The following is a 23440-nucleotide window of genomic DNA, read 5'->3' as shown; positions in this document are numbered from 1 at the left end:
ACCGCAACGCAGAACAACGTACTATCGTTATACGGAGCTCATCACACAGCGTGTCCCAACTCGACGCGTGACATACTTATCTTAAATCGTAGCGCGGTATCCTCGAATATTGCCCAGACCGATCTTCGAGGCAATTTATCCACAACTTAGTAAATTTCATGAGACTTCACAAGTCGGATCTGGTAGCAACGTGAGGAATTTTTTCTCACTTCCATCTACGCCACGAGGAAACGGCTTTTCTCGCTCTCTGACGAATCTTTTTGCAGCCCAAGGCACCGATAGCACGACGGCCTATTAAGTTGCAATTAACAGCCTGGGCAAGCGACGGCGACGGGCTTCGATCACACATAGCTCTAAAGCCCAAAGGGGTTCACAATCTCACCCGCCCTTCCGTTGCGAGCACGTATTCGCCGCATCCGAACGGACGAGATAAAGTGAGTTCTATCAACGCGCGTACTCATTTGAAGCACGCTGAACGACGCCCCGCGCTAGACAGTAGGCGCCATGTGCGCGCTCATCTGCCGCCTCACCCGTCCGCCCGTCGAAACACCCCTCATGAAGCAAAGGCAGCTGGGTAGTCCGTGTACCCCTTCTCACCTTGGGCGTAGAACGTTGTGACGTCCGGGGTATTCATCGGGGCATCAGCAGCAAATCTCTCGACAAGATCGGGATTTGCGATGAACAGGCGCCCGAAAGATACGAGATCCGCAGCACCCTCAGCTATGGCATCGGCAGCGGTTTTTTTCTCGTATCCGTTGTTCGCTATGTAACTTCCGGCGAAAAGTTTCCGCAACTCAGCATAGTCAAAGGGCTGTCCCTCGCCTCTCTTTAGCCGTGAGTCACCCTCGACTACATGCAGATATGCGACCTTCGCTTCACTCAATGCGCGTGCCAGATTGAAAAATGTTTCCCCCGGCACCTCATCCCGCACGCCGTTGACGAAGTTGGTTGGAGAAATTCGCACACCCACGCGACTGGAATCCCATTCCGCAACTACGGCTCGGACGACTTCGATAGTCAGCCTGCAACGATTCGCAAGGCTTCCACCATATGAATCGTCTCGATGATTGCTACATGCACGCAGGAACTGATCAAGAAGGTATCCGTTGGCGGAGTGCACTTCGACGCCGTCGAAGCCGGCCTCACGGGCAGCCCGTGTGGCATTCACAAATGCACCAATTATTTGCTCGATCTCTGTTACTGAAAGCGCGCGGGGCGTCTCAAAGGGAAGAAGGCCCTCGTAAGTGTGAGCACTGCGGCCCTGCGTATCCGGGGCGATCGGCGACGGAGCGCCAGGAAGTCGACCATCGGGCTGAAGCAAGCGATGCGAGATACGACCGGTATGCCACAACTGCGCAAATATCACCCCTCCGCTCGCATGCACTTTGTCGGTAATTGCGCGCCAAGCTTCAACTTGACGCGAAGAATAGAGGCCGGGGGTAAATGCGAAACCCCGTGCTTCAGGAGAAACGACAATCCCTTCGCTGACAACGAGACCAGCGGAAGCTCGCTGCGCGTAGTAATGCTTGACCAGCTCCAGCGGAACGCCTTCAGCATCTGCTCTACACCGGGTACACGGTGCAAACACCATCCTGTTTCGGAGCAGAAACTCCCCTAGCTTAAACGTCTCAAACAGCATACTAATAATTAACTCGATCGACTCGCCCAAAAATCATGTTACTAGAGCGGAAATTGTTCTATTTCAGGAGGCTACAGACGCTTTGATCAGCGGGCAGGAAGGCTTGGTTTGCAGGAATAGTTGCCTGCACCTCAAGATAGTCCCACGCACGTTTTGACTCACTCGGCTTCTTTACTCGGACCAAGTAAACATCCTTCATCAACCGACCATCTGCCCGAATTTTTGCGTCTTGGGCGTAAAAGTCATTGATGGTCATATTTTTGAGCTTTGCCGCGACAGCTGCAGTCTGATCTGTACCTGCCGCTTCGACCGCTTTGAGGTAGTTTGTTGCAGCAGAATAGTCAGCCGCTTGGACTTCAGACGGCATCTTTCCCATTCTTTTGTAATAGCGCTCCGCCCAATCACGGCTTTTCTCGTCTCGGTCCCAATAGTAGCTCGCGGTTGTATAGATTCCCTGAGCCACAGGAAGGCCAAGCGCATGGATGTCATTCAGCATGAATGCCATGGCTACAAGCTTCTGATTCCCATTCTTGGTGAGACCAAAGTCGGAAGCACTCTTGATCGCAGCGATAGTGTCGCCGCCCGCATTCGCCAGACCGATAAACCTAGCCTTCGACGCCTGCGCCTGCAAGACAAAGGAAGAAAAATCTTGAGCATTAAGGGGATGTTTGACCGAGCCGAGAACCTTGCCGCCTCCCGAGTTGATTGCTCGTGTCGCGTCGTTCTGCATCGTTTGACCGAAGACGTAATCCGCCGTGATGAAAAACCACGTGTCGTCAGGACTCTTTACCAACGCCTTCGGCGTGTTCGTCAACGCGTTAGTATCGATCTGATAGTGGATCGTGTATGGGGCGCAAGCTTCGTTTGTTAGGCTCGACGTGTACGCAGCCGTCACGAAGACCAGCTTCTCTTTCTGCTTTCCCACCTCGGAGACTGCTCTGGCCGTGCCCGAAGACACCAAGTTCATCACCATGTCCACGCCCCCCGTGTCGAACCACTCACGAGCTTTGGTCGCGGCGATATCGGCCTTGTTCTGGTGGTCGGCTGATACGACTTCGATGGGTCGGCCGAGTACCTTGCCACCATGATCCTCGATCGCCATCTTCACCGACTCAACCGATCCTTTGCCGGAAAAGTCTGAATAGATAGACGTCATATCCGTAAGCACGCCAATCTTTACCGCGCCACCGGACACCTTTTCTTGAGCCATTACTGGCGCGATATACACCACGGACAGCACGGCGCCAAACGCCAAGGCCGCATTAACTTTCATTTTTCTTTTCTCCATATTTTTTGACGTAAATAATCGCACGTCAGATATTTCGGCCGCCATCTACACAAAAATCAATTCCAGTGATGTACGAGGAGGCTGGAGAGGATAGAAATACCACTGCGTTAGCGACGTCCTCAGGTGTGCAAAGTCGTCCCAGCGGTATGGTGTCGACCATACGCTTGACGCCGGTCTCCACGTCGCCCGACACAAACGAACTCAGCAGTGGAGTGGCGCCGACGGAGGGCGCGATATGATTTACGCGGATGTTGTACTGCGCCAATTCCACAGCTAATCCACGACTCATGTTTGCGACAGCACCTTTGCTCGCGCCGTACCAGACCAGGCCCGGACGAGGCCTGAGCGCGCCGACGGAACCCACGTTCAAGATCACGCCGCCACCACGCGCGCGCATCGGGGGGACCGCAAATTTAACGCCGTTGAAAACCGACTTGACATTCACAGCAAACAGTCGATCAAACGCCTCCTCACTCACCTCGTCCGCTTGGGCGGGAGCATGTGTGGTTCCTGCGTTGTTGACGAGAATATCCAAGCCGCCAAACGCTTTTCCGACTGCTTGGAAGGCGCTCTTCATATCTTCAGTGGAAGAAACATCTACTTGAACGGCGAGTCCACGTTCGCCAAAATTCGCTACGACTTTCTCCGCAGCCTGCGCATTGAGGTCGAACACGATGACACTAGCACCATCGTCATAAAGGCTTCGTGCGATCGCGGCTCCAAAGCCGCTTCCACCGCCAGTAACAATTGCAATTTTTCCGATATTTTGCGCAGTCATTTTTATCGTCCAATAAAGAGCCAACCAACTGAAGCCTGGGAAAAGCTTGCCGCACTTCGATCGTACCCAGTCACCCTTTAACGACAATCGAAAAAATTGCAGGTTGACTTGAGTTTTCCTGATTTATAGGTGCCCTAGCGATGGCAAGGCTCTGGACCAAGGGTAAACCCGCGAACGATTCGGCCGCGTATGTGTATTAGCGAATGCTAGGCTTCAGCATGGACAGACTCCCTCCTCTTAACGCGATAAGAGCCTTCGAGGCGACAGCGCGGTTGTTAAGCATCACGAGCGCGGCTTCGGAACTAAACGTGACCCCCGGCGCAGTCAGCCGCCAAGTAAAGGCGCTTGAAGACGATCTAGGGCAGCAGCTTTTCGTTCGCGGGCATCGTCAAGTATCTTTGACTCGAGAGGGCGAAAGTCTTTACATCGCGTCGAGCAGGGCCTTCGACATCATTAGAGAAGCTACCTCCGGATACCGCGATCGCAATCGTCGCCAGCAACTAAAAATCCGGGCCTACACGACATTCGCAATGCGCTGGCTCATTCCACGTTTGAATGATTTCCACGCGTCCCACCCATCGATTGAAGTTTTACTGACCACGTCGCTCGAGGAAGTCGATTTTCGGAGGGAGGACATCGACGGTGCCATTCGATTGGGGAGCGGGCGTTGGCCAGGTGCGACGGCGAGTCGCCTGGTGGACAACATCCTGGTCCCAGTGGCTAGCCCTCGACTTGTCGGCATGCAGGGGCTTTTGACCGTCCCCGAGCTGGCCGGCTACAAATTGCTCCATTCGATTGCCCGGCCCGACGACTGGGCCCACTGGCTCAAGGCGCACGGAGGAGACGCAAAGATTGACCCTCGCGCAGGCACCGTCTTCCAGAGTTCGGCGATGTCATATGTAGCCGCCATTCAAGGACAAGGCATCGCAATGGCGCAGCTTTTTCTCGTCGAGGACGATCTGCGTACAGGTCAACTTATTGCTCTACTAGACAGAACCGTGGACATGGGCGATTTCACCTACTACCTGTTGACACCGTCCCATCGAGAGGAAAACCGAAACATGCACATGTTCCGACGCTGGCTTTTCGCTCAACTGAGTATTTCCGCCGACCCAACCGCTTCTGACGTCTTTTAATACTTAATCGGTCGGAGCGACCGCGAGGACGAGGACGAGGAAACACAACGTCCCGACGGCGTGCCGTTTTCTGCTCTCGAGCCCAGCTGGCGACGAGTCAGATTCAGACATCTCTTTCGTCCCCCATTTTTTTGTAGCAGGCTCTATCCGCCATAGCGGCCGCGCATGCGCCCCGGCGTGCTGTCCAATGCTTGAGATTTTCGCAAGCGACACGCCACAAATCTCCGTTGTAAGCATAAAGGCAGATATCCAAAATCTGCCCGCTCGTCATCGCGGGTTACACCGAAGGAACGAGCAATGACTGCGGCCATCACCGCGTTTGCTGAACGCCATTTGGCTCAAGCCAAATGAAATTACGGAGACATACCATGCATCGAAGTGCAATTCCCGCCGCCTTTATGGCGATGAGTGCTTTCTTCAGTCCTCTCGCACTCTCCCAGGGTACGGCAGATCGTATAAAGATCGGATTCCTCACGGATTTGTCCGGTCCTTATTCTGATGCCGATGGTCCCGGCGGTCTCGACGCGGTCAAGATGGCTATTGCCGACTTCGGCGGAAAGGTACTTGGAAAGCCCATCGAACTGCTGTCGACGGACCATCAAAACAAGGCCGACATTGCCGCAAACAAGGCGAGGCAATGGTGGGATCAGGATAAGGTCGACGTTGTATTAGCAGGTGTCAATTCCTCTGTTTCGCTCGCTATCAGTACCGTCTCTAAAGAGAAAAAGAAGGTATTCATTAGTGTAAATGCCGGAGCGGATAGCCTGACTGAAGAAGCATGCCAGCCCTATCTCGTGCGCTACACGTACAGCACATCTGCACAAGCACGGGGCACTGTCGGCGCACTTCTCAAGAACGGCGGAAAGAAGTGGTACTTCGTCACTGCCGACTACGCATTCGGCCACTCGCTCGAGAAGGCTAGCGCCGATGTCGTTCAGGCCGGCGGCGGGGCCGTTGCTGGCAGCGCTCGTCATCCGTTGAATGCGAGCGATTTCTCCTCGTACCTTCTGCAAGCGCAGTCGTCTGGAGCGACCGTTTTGGGTATCGCAAACGCGGGCAACGACTTGATTAATACGATCAAGACCGCTAAGGAGTTCGGCGTCACGGGCAAGATGCAAGTGGCGGGTCTTATGGCGCTAATCAGTGACGTCCACGGTTTAGGTCTCGACACAACGGGGGGCATGTACGTCACCGATGGTTGGTACTGGGATCAGAACGAGAAAAGTCGTGCGTTCGCCACGCGCTTCTTCGAACGGAACAAGAAGATGCCGACCACCTTCCAAGCGGGCGAGTACTCAGCGACTCTGACCTACCTCAAGGCCGTCCAGGCCGCCGGCAGCACGGACTCCGACAAGGTTATGGCTGCTTTGAAGCGGGACAAGATCGATGACATGTTCGTTAAAGGCTATATCCGAGCCGATGGCGCCATGGTCCATGACATGTACTTGATGCAGGTCAAAACACGCGCCGAGTCGAAACGGCCCTGGGACTACTACAAGATCGTAGCGACCATCCCAGGCGAAGAAGCATTCGCGCCCACAAAGAAGGGGGCATGCAGCCTTCTTCCCAGTACCTGAGACATCCACCTCCAGTCCGATATGGCGCGGTGGCTTGTTCGCCGCGTCAGACACCTCATCTCTCTATATGTCTTCCATCTTGGAAACGCGTCAACTCACCAAGGAGTTTCGCGGTTTTACCGCCGTCAGCAAGGTGGACCTGTCAGTGACGCGTGGTTCTATCCATGCGCTGATTGGACCGAATGGCGCCGGCAAAACCACTTGCTTCAACCTTCTTACGAAGTTCCTCGAACCCACGTCGGGGTCCATTCTGTTCAATGGTAGGGATATTACTAAGGAGCGCCCCGTACAGGTTGCGCGCCGTGGCGTGATCCGCTCGTTCCAGATATCTGCCGTTTTTCCGCATCTAACTCTTTTAGAGAATGTTCGCTTGGGTCTACAACGATCGCTTGGCACATCTTTTCATTTCTGGCGAACCGAGAAATCACTGAGTTCACTGAATGATCGAGCCGTTGCACTACTTGCTGAGGTTGACCTGGAACAGCTTGCGGACGAACTCACCGTCAATTTGCCCTATGGACGAAAACGCGCACTTGAAATTGCCACGACATTGGCTATGGATCCGGAACTAATGCTGCTCGACGAGCCTACGCAGGGCATGGGGCACGAAGACGTTCACCGGGTTGCCGAACTGATCAAACGCGTGTCGCATGGACGCACCATTCTGATGGTGGAACACAACATGAGTGTTGTGTCCACCATTGCCGACACAATCACGGTGCTACAGCGGGGAGCGGTGCTCGCCGAAGGACCCTATGCATCGGTATCTAAGGATCCTCGTGTCATCGAGGCGTACATGGGCAGCGCGGACGAGCCGCTACGAGGAGCGCACTGATGACGGTGGCAGCACTCGAGATCAAAGGACTGCACGCGTGGTACGGCGAATCCCACGTTCTTCATGGCGTCGACATGGTCGTGCAGCGCGGAGAAGTAGTTACCTTGCTGGGGAGAAATGGTGCTGGCCGAACGAGCACCATGCGAGCGATTATGGGCCTCACCGGCACTCGCACGGGAAGCATCAAGATCAATGGTATCGAGACCTTGGGCATGGCAACCCATCGCATCGCACATCTTGGAATCGGCTATTGCCCTGAAGAGCGAGGAATCTTCTCCAGTCTCAGCGCGCAAGAGAACCTGCTGTTGCCGCCGGCCCTTAAGAGTTCTTCGGGCGGCATGACGGTCGAGGAGATCTACGCCATGTTTCCAAATCTTTCCGAGCGGCGCAACAGCCAAGGAACCCGCCTTTCGGGAGGCGAGCAACAGATGCTTGCCGTTGCCCGCATTCTTCGCACCGGCGCCAACCTCCTTCTGCTTGATGAGATCTCAGAAGGCCTTGCGCCCGTGATCGTTCAAGCGCTCGCTCGTATGGTGAAACAGCTTCGCGACAAAGGCTATACCGTAGTCATGGTGGAGCAGAACTTCCGCTTTGCCGCGCCGCTTGCCGATCGCTTTTACGTAATGGAGCACGGAAATATCGTCGAATCCTTCGCGGCTGCTCAGCTGGAGAAAAAGATGCCGGTCCTCAATGAGCTGCTCGGCGTTTGATTAACCGGCCCTAACACTATGTCCCTTCTTGAAATATCTCCAGCCGCAGTGCTGAGCCAGCTACTGCTGGGCCTAGTGAATGGCTCCTTCTACGCCATCCTTAGTTTGGGCCTAGCCGTGATCTTTGGACTCCTCAATGTCATTAACTTTGCACATGGCGCGTTCTTTATGCTTGGCGCGATCTTCGCCTGGATCGGAGCCAACTACTTTGGTGTGAATTACTGGGCGATGCTTCTGATCGCACCTCTCTTGGCCGCGGGCATCGGCATCTTTATCGAACGGCTACTGCTCCGCTGGGTCTATGGACTGGACCACCTTTACGGGTTCTTGCTAACGTTAGGCTTGACTTTGGTCATCGAGGGTGTGCTTCGATCTAACTTTGGCGTTTCCGGTCTTCCGTACGATGCTCCCGACGCCTTAAGAAGTGCAACCAATCTCGGCTTCATGATTCTGCCGAACTACCGTGCATGGGTTGTAGTTGCGTCTCTGATGATCTGTTTCTGCACTTGGTACGTGATCGAGAAGACCAAACTCGGTGCGTACCTGCGGGCGGGCACGGAGAACGCAAAACTTGTTGAGGCTTTCGGTGTCAATGTCTCGCTTATGGTCACCTTGACGTATGCCGCGGGCGTCGCGCTAGCTGCGTTCGCAGGCGTCCTTGCAGCCCCTGTGATGCAGGTTTCCCCTCTGATGGGGCAGAACCTGATCATCACGGTCTTCGCGGTAGTGGTGATCGGTGGCATGGGCTCAATTCTTGGTTCCATCGTCACAGGACTCGGCCTCGGATTGGTTGAAGGCCTCGCCAAGGTGGTCTATCCGCAGGCGTCCTCCACGGTTGTTTTCGTTCTAATGATCATGGTGCTAGCAATGCGACCTTCAGGTCTGTTCGGCAAGGATAACTAAGATGTTTGCCAGACTCTCTCTCTTCGGATACGCACTTCTGCTTGTTGGGCTGCTCTGCGCCCCATCGCTCGGCGTTTATCCTGTGTTTGCGATGAAACTGATGTGTTTCGCATTGTTCGCGGCGTCTTTCAATCTACTTCTGGGCTTTACAGGAATTCTCTCTTTCGGCCATGCCGCATTCTTCGGAAGTGCAGCCTACACCACTGGCTACCTGGTCAAAGTTCTTGGCTTGTCCCCCGAACTGGGCTTGCTCTGTGGGGTGGCAGTCGGCGCCGCCCTTGGCTGGCTCTTTGGCATTGTCGCGATTCGACGCCAGGGCATCTACTTCGCGATGATCACGCTGGCTTTGGCTCAGATGGTGTTCTTCATCGCCTTGCAGTCGCCATTCACTGGTGGGGAAGACGGTCTGCAGGGCGTACCGAGAGGCCACCTCTTGGGGCTTCTCGACCTGTCGAACGATGTGACGATGTACTACGTCTCGCTGGCCCTGGTTATCGCAGCATTTGCGCTCATCTGGCGAATCGTTCACTCGCCTTTCGGGCAGATACTTAAAGGTATCAAGCAAAACGAATCTCGCGCGGTCTCGCTGGGCTACGACACCCGGAAATTCAAGCTGTTGGCGTTCGTTCTATCAGCAGGGCTTGCAGGCATGGCCGGCGCCCTCAAGACATTGGTGCTGGGCTTTGCCACCTTGAGCGATGTCCATTGGACGACGTCCGGTCAGGTTGTTCTGATGACCCTCGTCGGTGGGTTGGGAACGCTCTCGGGCCCGATCGTAGGTGCAGCAGCCATCGTAGCCATCGAGAACAAGTTGGGGGAGCTCGGCGTCTGGCTCTCAGGCATGACAGGCATCCCTTGGTTTAACTCGCTGAGTGAATCTGTCACGACGGTCACTGGCGTCATCTTCATTGTTTGCGTCATCACCTTTAGAAGAGGGGTAATGGGTGAATTCATCGCAATCGTTCAGTCTGTCGTAACTCGGCGAGGTGTACGTCCAACGATCAATCCGGTGAAGCCGATTGGACTCTAGCCAAGTCGTCAAAACTCAACTTGAAGTGAGGCGAGACCGTCACCGAGCGCGTGTCGAAACGCCTCAATCCAAATACACAAGCACAAAGAGAGATATGAATCACTATCGCACCCTGAGCTACATCCACGGAAGGACCGTTGAGCCGTCTGGTGGCCGGTACTCTTCCAAGATGGATCCTCGTACGAAAACAAAGATCTCAGACGTGGCCCGCAGCGAACCCGCTGATGTGCAGCGGGCCTGCGGATCGTGTGAATCCGCACTAGAGGCTTGGAAAACCTTACGTCCAACGCAAAGGGGACGATTGCTCGTCGAGCTCGCACGGGTCATTCGATCTCATGGGAAGAAGATTGGCGACATCGAGTCGCTTGAGACTGGAAAGCCGGGTCATGAGATGCCGGTACTTATTGACCTAGTAGCTCAGTTCTTTGAGTACTACGGTGGTCTTGCCAACGCCATGGACGGAGAGATAGTCAACGTCGGCCCTGCGTACCATTCGTATGTACTGCGCGAGCCGCTGGGCGTCGTAGGCGTCATCCTTCCCTGGAACGCACCTTTACACCAAGCAGCGCGTGCCATTGCCCCGGCATTGGCAACGGGCAATACGGTATTGGCGAAGCCCTCGGAACACACCTCCGCCTCGTTGGTCGAAATCGCCCGCCTCGCTGTTGAGGAGGCGGGACTGCCTGCCGGGGTTTTCAATGTCATCGTGGGGCAGGGATCTGTCGTCGGTCCGGCCATGGTCGACGATCAGCGAATTCGAAAGATCTCCTTCACTGGAAGTGTCCGTGCCGGGCAGGAGCTCGGTAAGCTGGCGGCGGATCGCATTCTTCCACTCACTCTCGAGCTCGGTGGTAAATCCGCAAACATCGTTTTCGCCGATGCAGACCTCGAAGCAGCTGTACCTGGGTCAGTTCGAGCGTTCACCTGGAACAGCGGCCAGTGGTGCGCTGCTGGAACGCGTCTGCTCGTTCAGGAAAGCATCCACGACGCTTTCGTCGAAAGGCTGATTTCAGCGGTCTCAAATCTAAAGATTGGCCCGGAATACGATGCGGCCGCCGGGCCAATTACTACGCAAGCTCAGTACGAAAAGATCCTCAGCTACTTCACGCTCGCGAAGGATGCAGGAATGACGCCGGTGATTGGGGGCCATCTTCCAACGCAGGAACGCCTGAAAGATGGATGGTTTATCGAACCGACGGTCTATACCGGCGTCACAAACGATATGCTCCTCGCCTCCGAGGAGGTCTTCGGACCGGTTCTGTGTGTCATTCCGTTCAAGGATGAAGCTGATGCCGTTCGGATCGCCAATGACTCTCCCTTTGGTCTCGCAGCCGGAATCTGGAGCCGCGATATCGGGCGCGTTCATCGGGTCGCAGCCAAGCTAGAAGCCGGACGGATCGTGGTCAATGAGTACGGCGGAGGTTTCGTGCAGAATCCCTGCGGCGGCTATAAGCTCAGCGGCTATGGCCGGGAGCAAGGAATGGACGCACTCACGCACTACACGCAGCAGAAGTCCGTGATCATAAAACTTTGAGAAAGCGATAGGCAATGACGGTGTTTGAGGCGCTCCACAAGCGTCGCAGCATTCGCGCGTTCCTGCCCGATCCAGTTGGGTATGAACTTCTGGCCTCGATTCTCGCTGCCGCGGCTAGAAGCCCTAGCGCATCGAATACCCAACCCTGGCGGGTCTATGCGGTTGCCGGGGAGAAACGCCGAGTGCTAAGCAACGCCTTACTAGCAGCACATAAGCGGCCGGACGCCGGATGCACCGAGGAGTACAACTACTACCCAGCGGCCTGGCAGGAGCCCTATTTGGCGCGTCGACGTGAGATAGGAAGAACTCTTTACTCGGTTCTCGACATCCCCAAGGGCGACAAAGCTGGAATGCAAAAGCAGTACGGTCGGAACTACGAGTTCTTCGACGCACCTGTCGGCTTATTTTTTACACTCGATCGTGAACTTGATGGGTTGGCAGCTTGGATAGATCTTGGAATCTATTTGCAGAGCGTGATGCTAGCTGCAGTGGATGTTGGCTTATCAACATGTCCCCAGCAAGCATTTGCCCGCTACCACCAGGTTGTTCGCGATCATCTGTCCATCCCCCAATCGGAGATATTGGTGTGCGGTATGTCACTGGGACGCGCCGATGAGGACAGTCCAGTCAATCAGATGGTGACTCCTCGACTGCCGATTGAAGAATATTTCACGGCGGTCGGATTCTCCGACTAAGTATCGGGGGGGATGGTGAAAAACCCGAATGTCAACCGAGGTGACCCTTATTCGATTGACTTTAAGTCAAGCATCTAGGACGAATTTCTCGCTTGTCATTGGAGTTGCCGAAACCAACACTAGGAACTATGTGCGAGCAGTGCTCGTTCAGGGGACGACAAGCCGACTCGGTACCCCCACGAAATCTTGTCACCAGCCTAGCGGCCTCGGTGAGCTGCAGTCTGAGCGAAACTTTTTAGGAGATATGAAATATGTTTGAGATGTTCAACGATGTCACCGGATATCCGATGCCGCGCGGCATGGCTCCCGCGGAGTGGCGAGCGCGCCAGGAACTGGCGGGCGCCTACCGGCTGTTCGATCACTATGGCTGGCACGAGCTGATCTACAACCACATTACTGTTCGTGTCCCGGATACAGAGGATCACTTTCTCATCAATCCCTTTGGACTTCTCTACCGCGAGGTCACTGCGTCGAATCTCGTGAAGATCGATATCGAAGGCCGGATCATTGGTGAGTCCCCCTACACATTCAACCCCGCGGGATTCATAGTTCATTCGGCAATTCATTCTGCTCGACACGATCTCAATGCAGTTGCTCATACTCACACCACTGCGGCCGCAGCCGTTTCGTGCCAGAAAGGCGGCTTGCTCCCTCTAACAATCGGCGCGATGTTTTACACCGGGCGTATCGCCTATCACGACTACGAAGGCATCACTCTCGACCGCGAAGAGCGAGTGCGGATGCAAGAAAATCTCGGCGACAAGAGCCTGATGATTCTTCGCAATCACGGGATTCTGGCTGCGGGTAATACTCTGGCACACGCCTTCCTGGACCTCTATCATCTCCAGCGCGCTTGTGAGATGCAGATTGCCGCACAAGCGGGGGGAATGGAGAACCTATATATGCCATCTACGGAATCCGCTCAGCGCACGGCCGCCCAGCACAAGGTAGCCGCCTACGACAAAGGGCAAGAGCCGCAAATGGTTTTTGCCGCGATGATGCGCATGATGCTAGCGAAGGACCCGGGTTTCCTTCGCTAAGGTTCGACAATCAAACAGAGCGCCTGAGGAAGCAGACATCAACACAAGAAGGCCACTCGACGGCCCCTCCCACGCGTCCGCGGCGCTCCTAGATGCCGGTTATACCGGCTATGCCCTGAAGACAAGAAGATCATGAAATTCGAGCGCGGAGCCAATGCCTCATTTCAGGGATGGATCGACGGCAAGAGAATCCTTTTGATTCTTTCAATGCCAGCGAAGGCACTCGCAGAACGATGGATGACATCGAAATCGTCGAGCATTTTCGATGAGTCGAACGCCCTAGTCGCCGACGACGGATCCATTCTTTCTTTCTCCAATACGAGAATTGAGTCGCCGTCTCGGCAACGTCTTCATTGAAGCTTATAAGTCGGATTAGCTCGGATTCTTGCGAATCCGAGCTATTTTCGTTGCACTTAGGCAAACACATTTTTAAATCTTCGGTTGTCGGAAGAGCATTCGATGCTTCGAGGGGAACTGCGCTTGGGCGGCCGCTATTGAGTTGAGCGCTTCTCAAGCGTCACTCGAAATATATCGATTGTCCATACTCCTTGGAACGCCAAGAATTGCGCATGACTTGTCCGGCACGTTGCCAGGCAATCGCCGCCAAGGAGAAAAATCAGATGGAACTCTCATATCCACTTTGGAGCATTAGCCCCGACCCAACCCTGCTCGCCTCACGCGACAAAGCGACCGGCGAGTATGTTTTCCCAGCGGTTCCAGACGCATCGCCGCTTGCAGCCACTCACGAGACCGTATCGATCGCTCCTGTCGGAACGGTGTACAGCTTCACAGTCATTCACCCGAGTAAGAAGAGCGGCGAATCCCCTTACGCGCTGGGTTTCGTCGATCTCCCTGGCCCCGTGCGTATTTTTGGACGACTGCAGGGAACTGTGAGACCCGCGATTGGAGATAAGTACGTCGCGAAACGCGACGACAAGTTTGGATACGTCTTCGAAGCGGCACCTGCAGCCTGACACAGAAGGAGATAGCACATGCAAGATACCTACATCATTGGCGGTGCGATGACCGCATTCGGCCGGCACCCGGGTGTCATGGCACCAGAGCTAGCGCAGCAAGCCATCTTGAAAGCCCTGGATGACGCGGGAGTCACCAAGGACCAGATTCAAGCCGTCTACTGCGCTAACGTGCTCGGCGGAATGATCCTTGGTCAGCTGATCGTTCGCGATCTGGGCCTCAAGGGCATCCCGGTTTACAACGTAGAGAACGCATGCGCCAGCGGAGCCACGGGGGTCCATCTGGCACGGCATGCACTGCTTTCTCAGCAGTACGACACCGTCCTTGTCTTCGGGATCGAACAGCTCACAGCGCTAGGCGGCGGGACGATCCCTCTGCAACGCAACGATCACAAGACAGATCTCTACGCCACATCCGGCATGGTGTTACCCGCCGTGTATGCAATGAGAGGCACCCGCTTTCTTCATGAGCGTAGCGCGTCTCCCGCGGATCTTGCCGAGATTGCAGTGAAGAATCGAAGTAACGGGTCCCGCAACGAGTATGCACAGCAACGCACGGAAGTAACGCTTGAGGAAGTATTGGCCTCCCGCATGATCGCGGATCCGCTGACGCTGCTCCAGTGCTGCCCGTCCCAGGTGGACGGGGCAGCGGCGGTCGTGATGAGTACGCGTCCAGGCAAAAACCACAAACCGATCCGAATTCTGGCATCCACTGTCGTCTCAGGGATTCGAGAAGAGGCTGACGACGACATCCTAGACGCCGAGATTACGGCTCGTGCTGCCCGCCAAGCCTATGAACAAGCGGGCCTGGGTCCGAAGGACGTAGACGTCGTCGAGCTCCACGACGCGTTCACCATCGCGGAACTTCTCTACTACGAGGCATTAGGGCTTGCGTCTCCCGGCGAGGCTGTCAGCCTTCTCAAGTCGGGTGCGACGAAGCTCGGCGGGAGAGTGCCTGTGAATCCAAGCGGTGGTCTCCTCGCCAAGGGGCATCCCCTCGGAGCCACCGGTGTCGCACAAATGGTCGAAGTCATGTGGCACCTTCAGGCCCGCGCGGGCAGTCGGCAGGCAACCGATGCTCGAATTGGTTTGACGCAGTGCACGGGTGGCGGCATTGCCGGCGTAGACCATGCAGCCTCTTCCGTCCACGTTCTGGGAGTTTGAGATTGACGCAGCGACTGAAACCAGGCCATGTAGCAGTGGTGACCGGGGCCGCTCGCGGCATAGGCTTCGGCATCGCAAAGCGGCTCCAGCAGGAAGGCGCCACCGTTGCCTTGCTTGATCGCGATCCTCACGCTCTCGATGAAGCGATATCGCAGCTTAACGATGGTCAAACAGCTGCATTCGGAGTCACGGTCGATCTGACCGACAGCCAAGCAGTGGAGTCCGCGTTCAAGGAGATCTCGGAGAGAGCTGGCCACATCGACCACTTGGTCAACAATGCCGGTGCAGTAAGGGACAAACGGTTTCTGAAGATGACCGACGAGGACTGGGATTTGGTCGTCAATACCAATCTTCGGTCGCAGTTTCTTTGCTGTCGGGCCGCCCTTCCGTCCATGGTGGAACAAGGCCAAGGGCGTATCGTAAACATATCCTCGCGAGCCTGGTTGGGGGGCTTCGGGCAAGCGAACTACTCATCAGCCAAAGGCGGCGTGATCAGCCTTACGCGCTCTCTTGCGATCGAGTTTGCATCCAAGGGCGTGACGGTTAACGCCATCGCGCCAGGCATTGTGGACACACCGCTGTTCAGAAACTTCACGCCCGATGTACAGGCCAGATTGAACGATTCCGTACCGGTGAAGCGCATCGGAACCGCTGATGACATCGCCAACGCAGTCCTCTTTTTTCTTGATCCGGCTGCATCTTATGTCACCGGTCAGACGCTGTACGTTTGCGGCGGAAGAAGTCTTTCCTCGCCAAGTGTTTGAGAAACCCAGCCATGACAAGCTCCAATGTTTTATTGGAAGTTCGCGAACGAGTCGCGGTTCTCACGATCTGCCGTCCAGAGGTGGCGAATTCCCTCAGCATACAAGCCTTGTGGGAACTTCGCGAGCACCTGATAGCGTTCCGCGACAGAGATGATCTTCAAGTTGCCATCGTCACTGGCGAAGGTCAACGGGCGTTCTGCGCGGGCGCCGACTTGAAAGGCGCAAAGGCCTCTGCTGCATCGTATGCCGAAGCGATCTTTAGATCTCCGGCGCGCGCTACCGAGAAGGGGCTGTACATCCGCTTGATGGATCTCAACGATCTGCACATCCACAAACCTCTCATTGCTGCTGTGAACGGGCATTGCTTGGGTGGAGGACTAGAGCTCGCATTGCAGTGCGACCTCCGGATCGCAGCGACAAATGCAACTTTTGGTCTGCCAGAGGCGGTAGTGGGTTCTATCCCGGGCGTTTCCGGGGTTCATCGTCTTCTAAAAGCCGTGCCTAGCGCCCATGCCATGCAGATGGCGCTCACTGGTGCACGAATCAATGCTGCCGAGGCCCACCGAATCGGATTGGTGACCGAAGTGATCGACCCGAACCTGCTGCTCGAACGTGCGCTCGCTCTCGGTACAACGATCTCGCAGAACGCCCCACTCGCGGTTCAAGCAATCAAAAAGCTGGCTCGGCAAACGGCGCATCTGAACGAAAAGGATGCGCAGCAACTTACCGAACTCTATTGGGGTGTGCTCAGAGATACGGATGACCGTCACGAAGGCCGAGCCGCGTTCGCTGAAAAACGTCGCCCTGAATTCAAAGGACGATAGACCGAACAGTCCGCGGCAGCCCGACCAGCGCCCGCGTCGAACGCAACACAAGATGAATCCGATCAAGAGTACAGACATGCTCGAGGCCATCGACAATCCTTTGCTGGACTACCTTGGTATCTATCTGACAGACGTTGAATCTGGGCGAGCCGTATTTGAAGTCGAGGTTGAATCTCGACATCTCAATCGGCAACGCAGCCTACAGGGAGGCGTTACAGCCACGCTTCTCGATGCCGCGTGCGGATATGCAGGTCTCGGATCCAGCACGGGACACGCTCTTGGGAATGCCGTCACGGTGAGCCTAACCATCAACTATCTCAGCAAGGTTTCAAAAGGCCGCGTCCGCGCCATCGGTCGGGTAACCAAGGCCGGTCGCACGATGTACTTCGCGTCGGGAGAACTTCTCGACGAGAACGACAAGGTGGTCGCCACCGCACAAGGGGCCTTTATGCGGGCCATCTCGTGAAGAGAACAACAAGGAACAAATAATGCTTCGCAGTGCTTTGGAAGGTCTGAAAGTAATCGACTTCACGCAGATAGGCGCCGGCCCTACGTGCACCATGCTCATGGCAGACATGGGAGCCCAGGTCGTGAAGGTAGAGTCCCCGGGCGGTGAACTTGGCCGTAGCCTGGGACCCGGCTGGATCGGGGAAGATGCCGCGCTCTTTCATGGATTTAATCGAAACAAGCTCGGCGTTTGCATCGACCTCAAGACGGAGGGCGGTGTAGGCGTCGCGAGAAAGCTCATAGAGGATGCCGATATTGTTGTAGAAAGCATGCGCCCTGGTGTTATGTCGCGTCTTGGGCTCGGGTATGAGCAACTTTCCAAATCGAATTCTGGATTGATTTATTGCTCTATCTCGGCCTATGGCCAGATCGGCCCCTATGCAGAGCGTGCCGGCGTCGATGGCATCGTACAGGCCGACTCTGGTCTTATGAGCCTTATCGGGATAGAGGGCACGGAGCCTTGCAAAGTGCAGGCACCTGTTGTTGACGTCATGACGGGGTATGTCGCTTCCATGGCCATCCTAGCAAAGGTCATCCAGCGAGCACATGATGGCCGCGGCGAGCATCTAGACGTCAATCTCCTGAACTCGGCACTCGCGTTACAGCAGTCCTCGATTACCAGCTATCTCGCCGACGGAAAGGCTCCGGTGCGCGCTGGCAGCGCCGCTCCCTACTCCGCACCGAACCAAGCGTTCCAGACCAAGGACGGGTGGGTGATGATTGCCGCCTACATGCCGGACCGCTGGACACGTCTGTGCGCACTTCTGGAGATTCCCCATGTCAGCGCAGATCCGCGGTTCTCGACGTCTCCCCTGCGCGTTGCCAACCGCCAAGCAATGGTTGATGAGCTGAACTCGGCCCTCAAGCTTCGAACGACTGACGAGTGGCTGCCTTTGTTGCAACACAATGACATCCTCTGCTCGCGTGTCTCAACGTACGAGGACCTCACATTGCATCCGCAGATTTCCGCCAACGGAATGCTCGCAGGCGTGAGACATCCCGAACACGGCTGGATCAGAATGCCCGGGTTCCCCGTGAACAGTGCGCAAAGCAACCTGACTCCTCATCAGGCGGCTCCGAACTGCGGGCAGCACACATTTCAAGTGTTGAAAGCTGCGGGGGTCGACGCTTCGGCGATCGATGCGCTTGTTGCAAGCAAGGCCGTGTTCGGCGCGGAGGAGCCGGAGTTCGCTGCACAATAACGGTGCGGCGGCGGTCCTGGTTAGCGCGATCAATTGAAGGAATTGATGTGGATATTTTGATAATTGGAGCGGGTGCCATTGGTGGCTACGTGGGCGGGCTTTTCGCCTTAGATAAGCACCGTGTGAGCTTCGCGGTTCGGCCCTCAACCGGGGAACGACTGCGAGCTGAAGGTCTGAAGTTACGAGGCCCGCGGGGAAACTGGGACATCACCCCACACCAGGTGCTCACAGATCCTTCGCAAGGCGAGTCGAACTTCGATGTCGCGCTATCCGCGGTAAAGCTCTACGACGCACAGTCATCCGCCGAAGAGTGGGCTCCACTCTTGCGACGCAGCAAGGCGATCGTCAGTCTTCAAAACGGGATTGACGGCCAGTTCCGAATGAGTAAGGGATTGGGAGGTGCTCCGGTTTTCGGAGGACTTGCCTACGTAGGCGCCAAACTCGCCGCCGCTGGACATATAGAGTACTACTCCGACATGTCCTCCATCGAATTTGGTGGTACGGGAGCCCGCGCGAATGAACAACTGAGAGCCCTCGAAGACGCCGCCAACGCCGTTGACAGAATCGCTCCGTTCAAGGGCGTCTGTACTGACGACATCGTCACTACCCAGTGGAGAAAATTTGTCCCTCTTGCGACGAATGCCGCCCTCACCTGCTTGGCCCGCAGCCCGGTCGGTCGCATCTATTTCGACCCCGACCTAGCGCCGCTGGCAAGACAGTCGATTCAAGAGGCGATAGATGTGGGGCGGGCGTGCGGGGCGAAGTTTCCACCTGACTATGACAAGGAAGTCTGGACGCTCTTGTCAGGCCTACCACGCGATATGTACGCGTCTATGCACCACGATCTTTCTGCCGGACGCCCACTGGAGCTCGACGGCATCTGCGGTGCTATCAGCAGGCTTGGCGAGCAGCACGGAATTGCGACCCCTTTTCATCGCACCGCATATGCATGTCTCAAGCCATTCATGAACGGTAGCTCTACAAACTGATATCCGGCGTCGATCAGGACGCACTGCTGCTCGCCCTTTTGCGTGCTACGGCAGGACTGACGCTTCATCCTAGGTGGTAGAAGACCCTCTCCGGAGGAGTTTTTGAAGGCGCAGCAGGCGATCCCGGCCGCAGCGCGTTGTCGCACGCGCGTCTAAAGAGGAAGACCTTCGACCTCTTTCATCATGTTCATGACGAAGCTGGATTTGCTTTCTCGAACGTTCGGGTGAGACATCAACTTATCCGCAATGAAGCTCGTGAAGTGATCCATGTCACGAACGGCCACTTTGAGAAGAAAATCGCTCTCGCCCGAGAGAGCAACGCACATCATCACCTCGGGCCACACCTCGACGGCGGCGAGGAACTCGCGCAACGCGACCATTTTTCCACCCACATGCTTGTCAACCCCAACGTTGATGTAAGCAACTAGCGTCAGGCCGATGTGGCGTGCCGATATGTCCACGCGGTATCCAGCAATCACACCCGTCTCTTCCATGCGCCGGATTCGGCGCATAACCGTCGAAGAAGACAGCGAGACCAGTTCAGCAATTTCGTCGTAAGTTGCTCGACCGTTTTTCTGCAGCGCCGCCAAGATTCTTCGATCGGCTGCATCGATTTCCATGGTTTCACCTCGCTCTCGACAAGATGACAGATTCTTGCACAGAGCATTAAGAACGCGCATTTGTTGCTGCATTTATTGCAGCCTCCTCGAACTAAACTGAAGTTTGTCATCGCCTTCGATACGGCCCCGTCGGGCAGCATCGACGAGATGCTTCGAGCCGGTTGCCGCCGGGAGCCCCAGACATCGCGACGATTTTTCAGTTTCGGGATAAATCGATTCGAGACAAACGAGTAGACCAAATGTTCGAGCACATTCCAGAATCTCACGGCGATCCCATCCTCGAACTCAATGCGGAGTTCTCTAAAGACACGCGAACACACAAGGTAAACGCCATCATCGGGATGTACTTTGACGAGGATGGCAAGGTCCCACTGATCTCGGCAGTTCGCCAAGCCGAGGCAAATGCCGTGCAGCAGGCCGAAGCGAGACCCTATCAACCAATTGAGGGCAACAGGGCTTTTCTGCGCTTGGTGCAAGAACTTCTATTCGGTTGGGAGCACGAAGCCATCCAGTCCGACCGTATCGCAACAGTGCAGACTGTGGGCTCGAGTGGCGCGTTAAGACTTGGTGCGGAGTTCATTCGATTGCATTTCCCAGATAGCCAAGTCTGGGTAAGCAATCCGACCTGGGAAAACCATTCGTCGATATTTGAAGCCGCCGGTCACAACGTCGGGATGTATCCCTACTATGACCCCGAAACGCAAGGTTTGAAGTTTGACGCGCTTATCGACGCCATCCGTCGGATGCCCACGCAAAGCGTCATTGTCTTGCACGCCTGTTGCCACAACCCGACCGGGGTCGATCCAACGCGCGAACAGTGGTCCGAGATCGTTCAAACTCTTCTCCAGGGCTCGCACATTGCGTATCTCGATCTCGCCTATCAAGGATTCGGAGACGGAGTCGAGGAAGACTCGTATGTCGTGCGGGAGCTGTTGAATGCTGGAGCGCGCTTCTTCGTAGCCAACTCGTTCTCCAAAAGTATGGGTCTCTATGGTGAGCGCTGTGGTGCGCTAAGCGTGGTCACCGGTAGCGAAAAGGAGTCCCGTCATGTACTGGGACAACTTAAGTCCTTCATCAGGCGCAGCTACAGCAGCCCCCCGATTCATTGCGGTCGAGTTGCCGCAGACGTGCTTGGGGACCCCGTGCTGAGGGCGCAGTGGCATGAAGAGCTAGCGCGAATGCGGAAGCGAATCCAGAAGATGCGCCGATCTCTTCATGGTGAACTGAGCAGGCGGATTCCGAATCGGCGATTCGACTATCTGTTGACACAGCGCGGCATGTTCAGTTTCACCGGGCTCAGTGCAACACAAGTGGACCGCCTGCGCGAAGAACACGCCGTGTACCTGATTCGCTCTGGGCGCATCTGCTTAGCCGGCCTGAATGATTCGAACGTGGAACGCGTGGCCGAAGCCATCGAGCGAGTTCTCTCGATTTAGTTCTTGTGGGAAGGACCGGCCCAAGGTCGTGGTGACCTTTTGGCGAAAAGCATCGAGGTTTTATCAACAAGAAGGAGACAGATGACATTAAGCATTCTACAGAAACGAATAATTGCACCCGATGGGACTGAAGCACCGGCTCACCAGATCTCGAATCCGATCGCACAACAAAACTCTTGAATCAGGTAGCCGTACCCCATCTCATGCTAGGTCGCATCCGGCATCTTCTGATGCACCGGCCGCGATATCGGCGTTGTTTTTTCCAAGTTTTTACCCTTTCTGCATCATGAATCTCAAGAGCACTTTCATTTTCATCGGAGCCGCATTTGGCTTGCAGGCCGTACACGCTCAGCCTGCGGAAATTGTGAAGATTGGCTTGGTCGGACCGTTGTCCGGCGCCGTAGCGCATCTTGGCAAGGACGTTAAGAATGGAGCATCAATGGCGGTCGAAGAGCTCAATTCTCAAAAGTTAGTTATAGCGGGAAAACAGATCAAGTTCGCGCTCGATGTCGAGGACGACGCAGGCGATCCCAAGCAAGGCGTGGCGACGGCGCAGAAGTTCTGTGACACAAAAGTCGCGGGCGTGGTCGGCCATATTCATTCGGGTACTGCAATTCCGGCATCGCGGGTCTACGACGACTGCGATATTCCATTCATTACGCCCGGGGCAACGAATCCGAAACTGACCCACCTCGGCTACAAGTACACATTCCGCATGCTTGCCAACGACAATGCACTAGCAAAAGGGCTGGCCCTCTATGCCTCCAGTGCCTTGAAGCTGAAGCGGGTTGCGGTCATCGACGATCGCAGTGCATATGGACAGGGCCTGAGCGAGGTTTTCAAGCGCGAAGCACGTGCAGCGGGGATCGAGATCGTGGCAGAGGAGTTCACATCCACCACCGCAGTGGACTTCAACGCAATTTTGACCAACATCAAATCGAAGAACCCGGATGGAATTTTCTTCGGTGGCATCGACTCCCAAGGCGGCCCGATGCTGCGGCAGATGGATCAGTTGGGAATGTCGAATGTCCGCTTCATGGGCGGGGACGGTGTCTGCTCGACCAAGGTTGGCTCGCTCGCCGCCGGCTCTGCCTCCCTCGACAAGATGATTTGTGCGGAAGGCGGTACTTCTGTCGCAAAAATGCCCAAAGGCATCGAGTGGAAGAAGCGCTATGACGAGAAGTATCCTAATGAATACGCCATCTTCTCTCCCTATGCTTTCGACGCAGTCATGCTTCTGGCCGACGCGATGAAGCGCGCGAACTCGACCAATCCTTCGGTTTTCCGAAAGGAGATCAGCTCTGCAAACTACAACGGAGTAACGGCCGCCATTCAATTCGACAAGGACGGTGATCTTAGAAGCCCGGCCCTTACGCTTTCGACCTTCAAGAACAACACGAAGACATCCATTGACTGAGCCAACACGCATTGGATCTCATAGAGATCGAGCTGTTGCATCGCTGCGCAACTCGTATTCATCCGGAGCCTCGCGTTAGAAAAAAAAAGCCTGTTCTAGGCGGAGACAAGATGGTTTGAAGCGTTGGATTCGGTCCAGGGTTTCAAGGAATGCGCATCAGAAGGGTCAAGATCAGGTCATGTGAGCATGTTGTCCGTGTTCGATGCTGATAAGCATCCTGAGATGCGCCTCCACACCTTCCTCCTACCGCAAAAACCAGCGCCTTCTTGGTGCACATAAATAGGTAGTGTTGTTATGGAATTTTTGCTGCAGCAGATCATCAACGGTCTGGTTCTCGGCAGCATGTATGCCTTGATAGCCTTGGGCTACACCATGGTG

23 protein-coding genes are annotated in these 23440 nt (G+C 55.5%); 19 read left to right on the top strand and 4 right to left on the bottom strand.

From position 1 onward, the window contains the following. Nucleotides 1-553 precede the first annotated feature (553 nt). From AC07PU_RS30730 to AC07PU_RS30720, 3 genes are read right to left on the bottom strand one after another with little or no spacing between them, the layout of a single operon-like run. Nucleotides 554-1639, bottom strand: a complete 1086-nt coding sequence (locus AC07PU_RS30730; protein WP_495322063.1) for an alkene reductase — start codon at nucleotides 1637-1639, stop codon at nucleotides 554-556. A 58-nt stretch (nucleotides 1640-1697) separates the two neighbouring features. After that, complete coding sequence (locus tag AC07PU_RS30725) at nucleotides 1698-2972, bottom strand: ABC transporter substrate-binding protein (RefSeq protein WP_495322062.1); 1275 nt, start codon at nucleotides 2970-2972, stop codon at nucleotides 1698-1700. Continuing rightward, nucleotides 2953-3705: an SDR family oxidoreductase gene (locus tag AC07PU_RS30720; protein ID WP_495322061.1), complete on the bottom strand. Its 753-nt coding sequence runs from the start codon at nucleotides 3703-3705 to the stop codon at nucleotides 2953-2955. Before AC07PU_RS30720 ends, AC07PU_RS30725 begins: the two co-directional genes overlap by 20 nt. Before the next feature lie 218 nt (nucleotides 3706-3923). On the opposite strand from AC07PU_RS30720, the gene gcvA reads away from it, so the two are divergent. From gcvA to AC07PU_RS30635, 17 genes are all read left to right on the top strand, one after another. Further along, the gene (gene gcvA, locus AC07PU_RS30715; protein WP_495322060.1) at nucleotides 3924-4841 is read left to right on the top strand and encodes a transcriptional regulator GcvA; all 918 of its coding nucleotides are present in this window, start codon (nucleotides 3924-3926) and stop codon (nucleotides 4839-4841) included. A 398-nt stretch (nucleotides 4842-5239) separates the two neighbouring features. Further along, complete coding sequence (locus AC07PU_RS30710) at nucleotides 5240-6418, top strand: ABC transporter substrate-binding protein (protein WP_495322352.1); 1179 nt, start codon at nucleotides 5240-5242, stop codon at nucleotides 6416-6418. Nucleotides 6419-6485: 67 nt separating this feature from the next. Beyond that, nucleotides 6486-7253 carry an ABC transporter ATP-binding protein gene (locus tag AC07PU_RS30705; RefSeq protein ID WP_495322059.1) on the top strand — a complete coding sequence of 256 codons (768 nt, stop codon included), beginning with the start codon at nucleotides 6486-6488 and terminating at the stop codon, nucleotides 7251-7253. Next, nucleotides 7253-7963: an ABC transporter ATP-binding protein gene (locus AC07PU_RS30700; protein ID WP_495322058.1), complete on the top strand. Its 711-nt coding sequence runs from the start codon at nucleotides 7253-7255 to the stop codon at nucleotides 7961-7963. The genes AC07PU_RS30705 and AC07PU_RS30700 overlap by 1 nt, the downstream gene beginning before the upstream one ends. Nucleotides 7964-7981: 18 nt before the next feature. Continuing rightward, nucleotides 7982-8866, top strand: coding sequence for a branched-chain amino acid ABC transporter permease (locus AC07PU_RS30695; protein ID WP_495322057.1), 885 nt, complete (start codon nucleotides 7982-7984; stop codon nucleotides 8864-8866). 1 nt (nucleotide 8867) lies between these two features. Further along, complete coding sequence (locus tag AC07PU_RS30690) at nucleotides 8868-9896, top strand: branched-chain amino acid ABC transporter permease (protein WP_495322056.1); 1029 nt, start codon at nucleotides 8868-8870, stop codon at nucleotides 9894-9896. A gap of 94 nt (nucleotides 9897-9990) precedes the next feature. Further along, entirely contained in the window at nucleotides 9991-11430 is a 1440-nt protein-coding gene (locus AC07PU_RS30685) for an aldehyde dehydrogenase family protein (protein WP_495322055.1), read from the top strand. Between the two features lie 14 nt (nucleotides 11431-11444). After that, entirely contained in the window at nucleotides 11445-12125 is a 681-nt protein-coding gene (locus tag AC07PU_RS30680; protein ID WP_495322054.1) for a nitroreductase, read from the top strand. Between the two features lie 251 nt (nucleotides 12126-12376). Next, entirely contained in the window at nucleotides 12377-13165 is a 789-nt protein-coding gene (locus tag AC07PU_RS30675) for a class II aldolase/adducin family protein (RefSeq protein ID WP_495322053.1), read from the top strand. A gap of 132 nt (nucleotides 13166-13297) precedes the next feature. After that, complete coding sequence (locus tag AC07PU_RS30670) at nucleotides 13298-13522, top strand: hypothetical protein (protein ID WP_495322052.1); 225 nt, start codon at nucleotides 13298-13300, stop codon at nucleotides 13520-13522. A 191-nt stretch (nucleotides 13523-13713) separates the two neighbouring features. After that, on the top strand, nucleotides 13714-14139 hold the full coding sequence (locus tag AC07PU_RS30665) for a Zn-ribbon domain-containing OB-fold protein (RefSeq protein WP_495322051.1): 426 nt from the start codon (nucleotides 13714-13716) through the stop codon (nucleotides 14137-14139). An 18-nt stretch (nucleotides 14140-14157) separates the two neighbouring features. Beyond that, nucleotides 14158-15303, top strand: coding sequence for a thiolase family protein (locus tag AC07PU_RS30660; RefSeq protein WP_495322050.1), 1146 nt, complete (start codon nucleotides 14158-14160; stop codon nucleotides 15301-15303). Continuing rightward, a complete protein-coding gene (locus tag AC07PU_RS30655; protein WP_495322049.1) occupies nucleotides 15300-16067 on the top strand; it encodes an SDR family NAD(P)-dependent oxidoreductase in 768 nt (255 codons plus the stop codon). The genes AC07PU_RS30660 and AC07PU_RS30655 overlap by 4 nt, the downstream gene beginning before the upstream one ends. An 11-nt stretch (nucleotides 16068-16078) precedes the next feature. Further along, complete coding sequence (locus AC07PU_RS30650) at nucleotides 16079-16891, top strand: enoyl-CoA hydratase/isomerase family protein (protein ID WP_495322048.1); 813 nt, start codon at nucleotides 16079-16081, stop codon at nucleotides 16889-16891. Nucleotides 16892-16943: 52 nt separating this feature from the next. Continuing rightward, entirely contained in the window at nucleotides 16944-17357 is a 414-nt protein-coding gene (locus AC07PU_RS30645; RefSeq protein WP_495322047.1) for a PaaI family thioesterase, read from the top strand. Nucleotides 17358-17379: 22 nt separating this feature from the next. Continuing rightward, a complete protein-coding gene (locus AC07PU_RS30640; protein WP_495322046.1) occupies nucleotides 17380-18600 on the top strand; it encodes a CaiB/BaiF CoA transferase family protein in 1221 nt (406 codons plus the stop codon). Between the two features lie 2 nt (nucleotides 18601-18602). Further along, nucleotides 18603-19589, top strand: a complete 987-nt coding sequence (locus AC07PU_RS30635) for a ketopantoate reductase family protein (protein ID WP_495322044.1) — start codon at nucleotides 18603-18605, stop codon at nucleotides 19587-19589. A gap of 152 nt (nucleotides 19590-19741) precedes the next feature. On the opposite strand, the gene AC07PU_RS30630 is transcribed toward AC07PU_RS30635, so the two are convergent. Next, nucleotides 19742-20209, bottom strand: coding sequence for an Lrp/AsnC family transcriptional regulator (locus AC07PU_RS30630; protein WP_495322043.1), 468 nt, complete (start codon nucleotides 20207-20209; stop codon nucleotides 19742-19744). 239 nt (nucleotides 20210-20448) lie between these two features. On the opposite strand from AC07PU_RS30630, the gene AC07PU_RS30625 reads away from it, so the two are divergent. Both AC07PU_RS30625 and AC07PU_RS30620 read left to right on the top strand, forming a co-directional pair. Next, the gene (locus AC07PU_RS30625) at nucleotides 20449-21645 is read left to right on the top strand and encodes an amino acid aminotransferase (protein WP_495322042.1); all 1197 of its coding nucleotides are present in this window, start codon (nucleotides 20449-20451) and stop codon (nucleotides 21643-21645) included. Nucleotides 21646-21931: 286 nt separating this feature from the next. Next, nucleotides 21932-23062 carry a branched-chain amino acid ABC transporter substrate-binding protein gene (locus AC07PU_RS30620; protein ID WP_495322041.1) on the top strand — a complete coding sequence of 377 codons (1131 nt, stop codon included), beginning with the start codon at nucleotides 21932-21934 and terminating at the stop codon, nucleotides 23060-23062. The last annotated feature ends 378 nt before the right edge of the window (nucleotides 23063-23440 follow it).

The organism is Variovorax sp. GW821-FHT10D07 (assembly GCF_059415325.1).
This window is presented reverse-complemented; position numbering and strand designations above follow the sequence as displayed.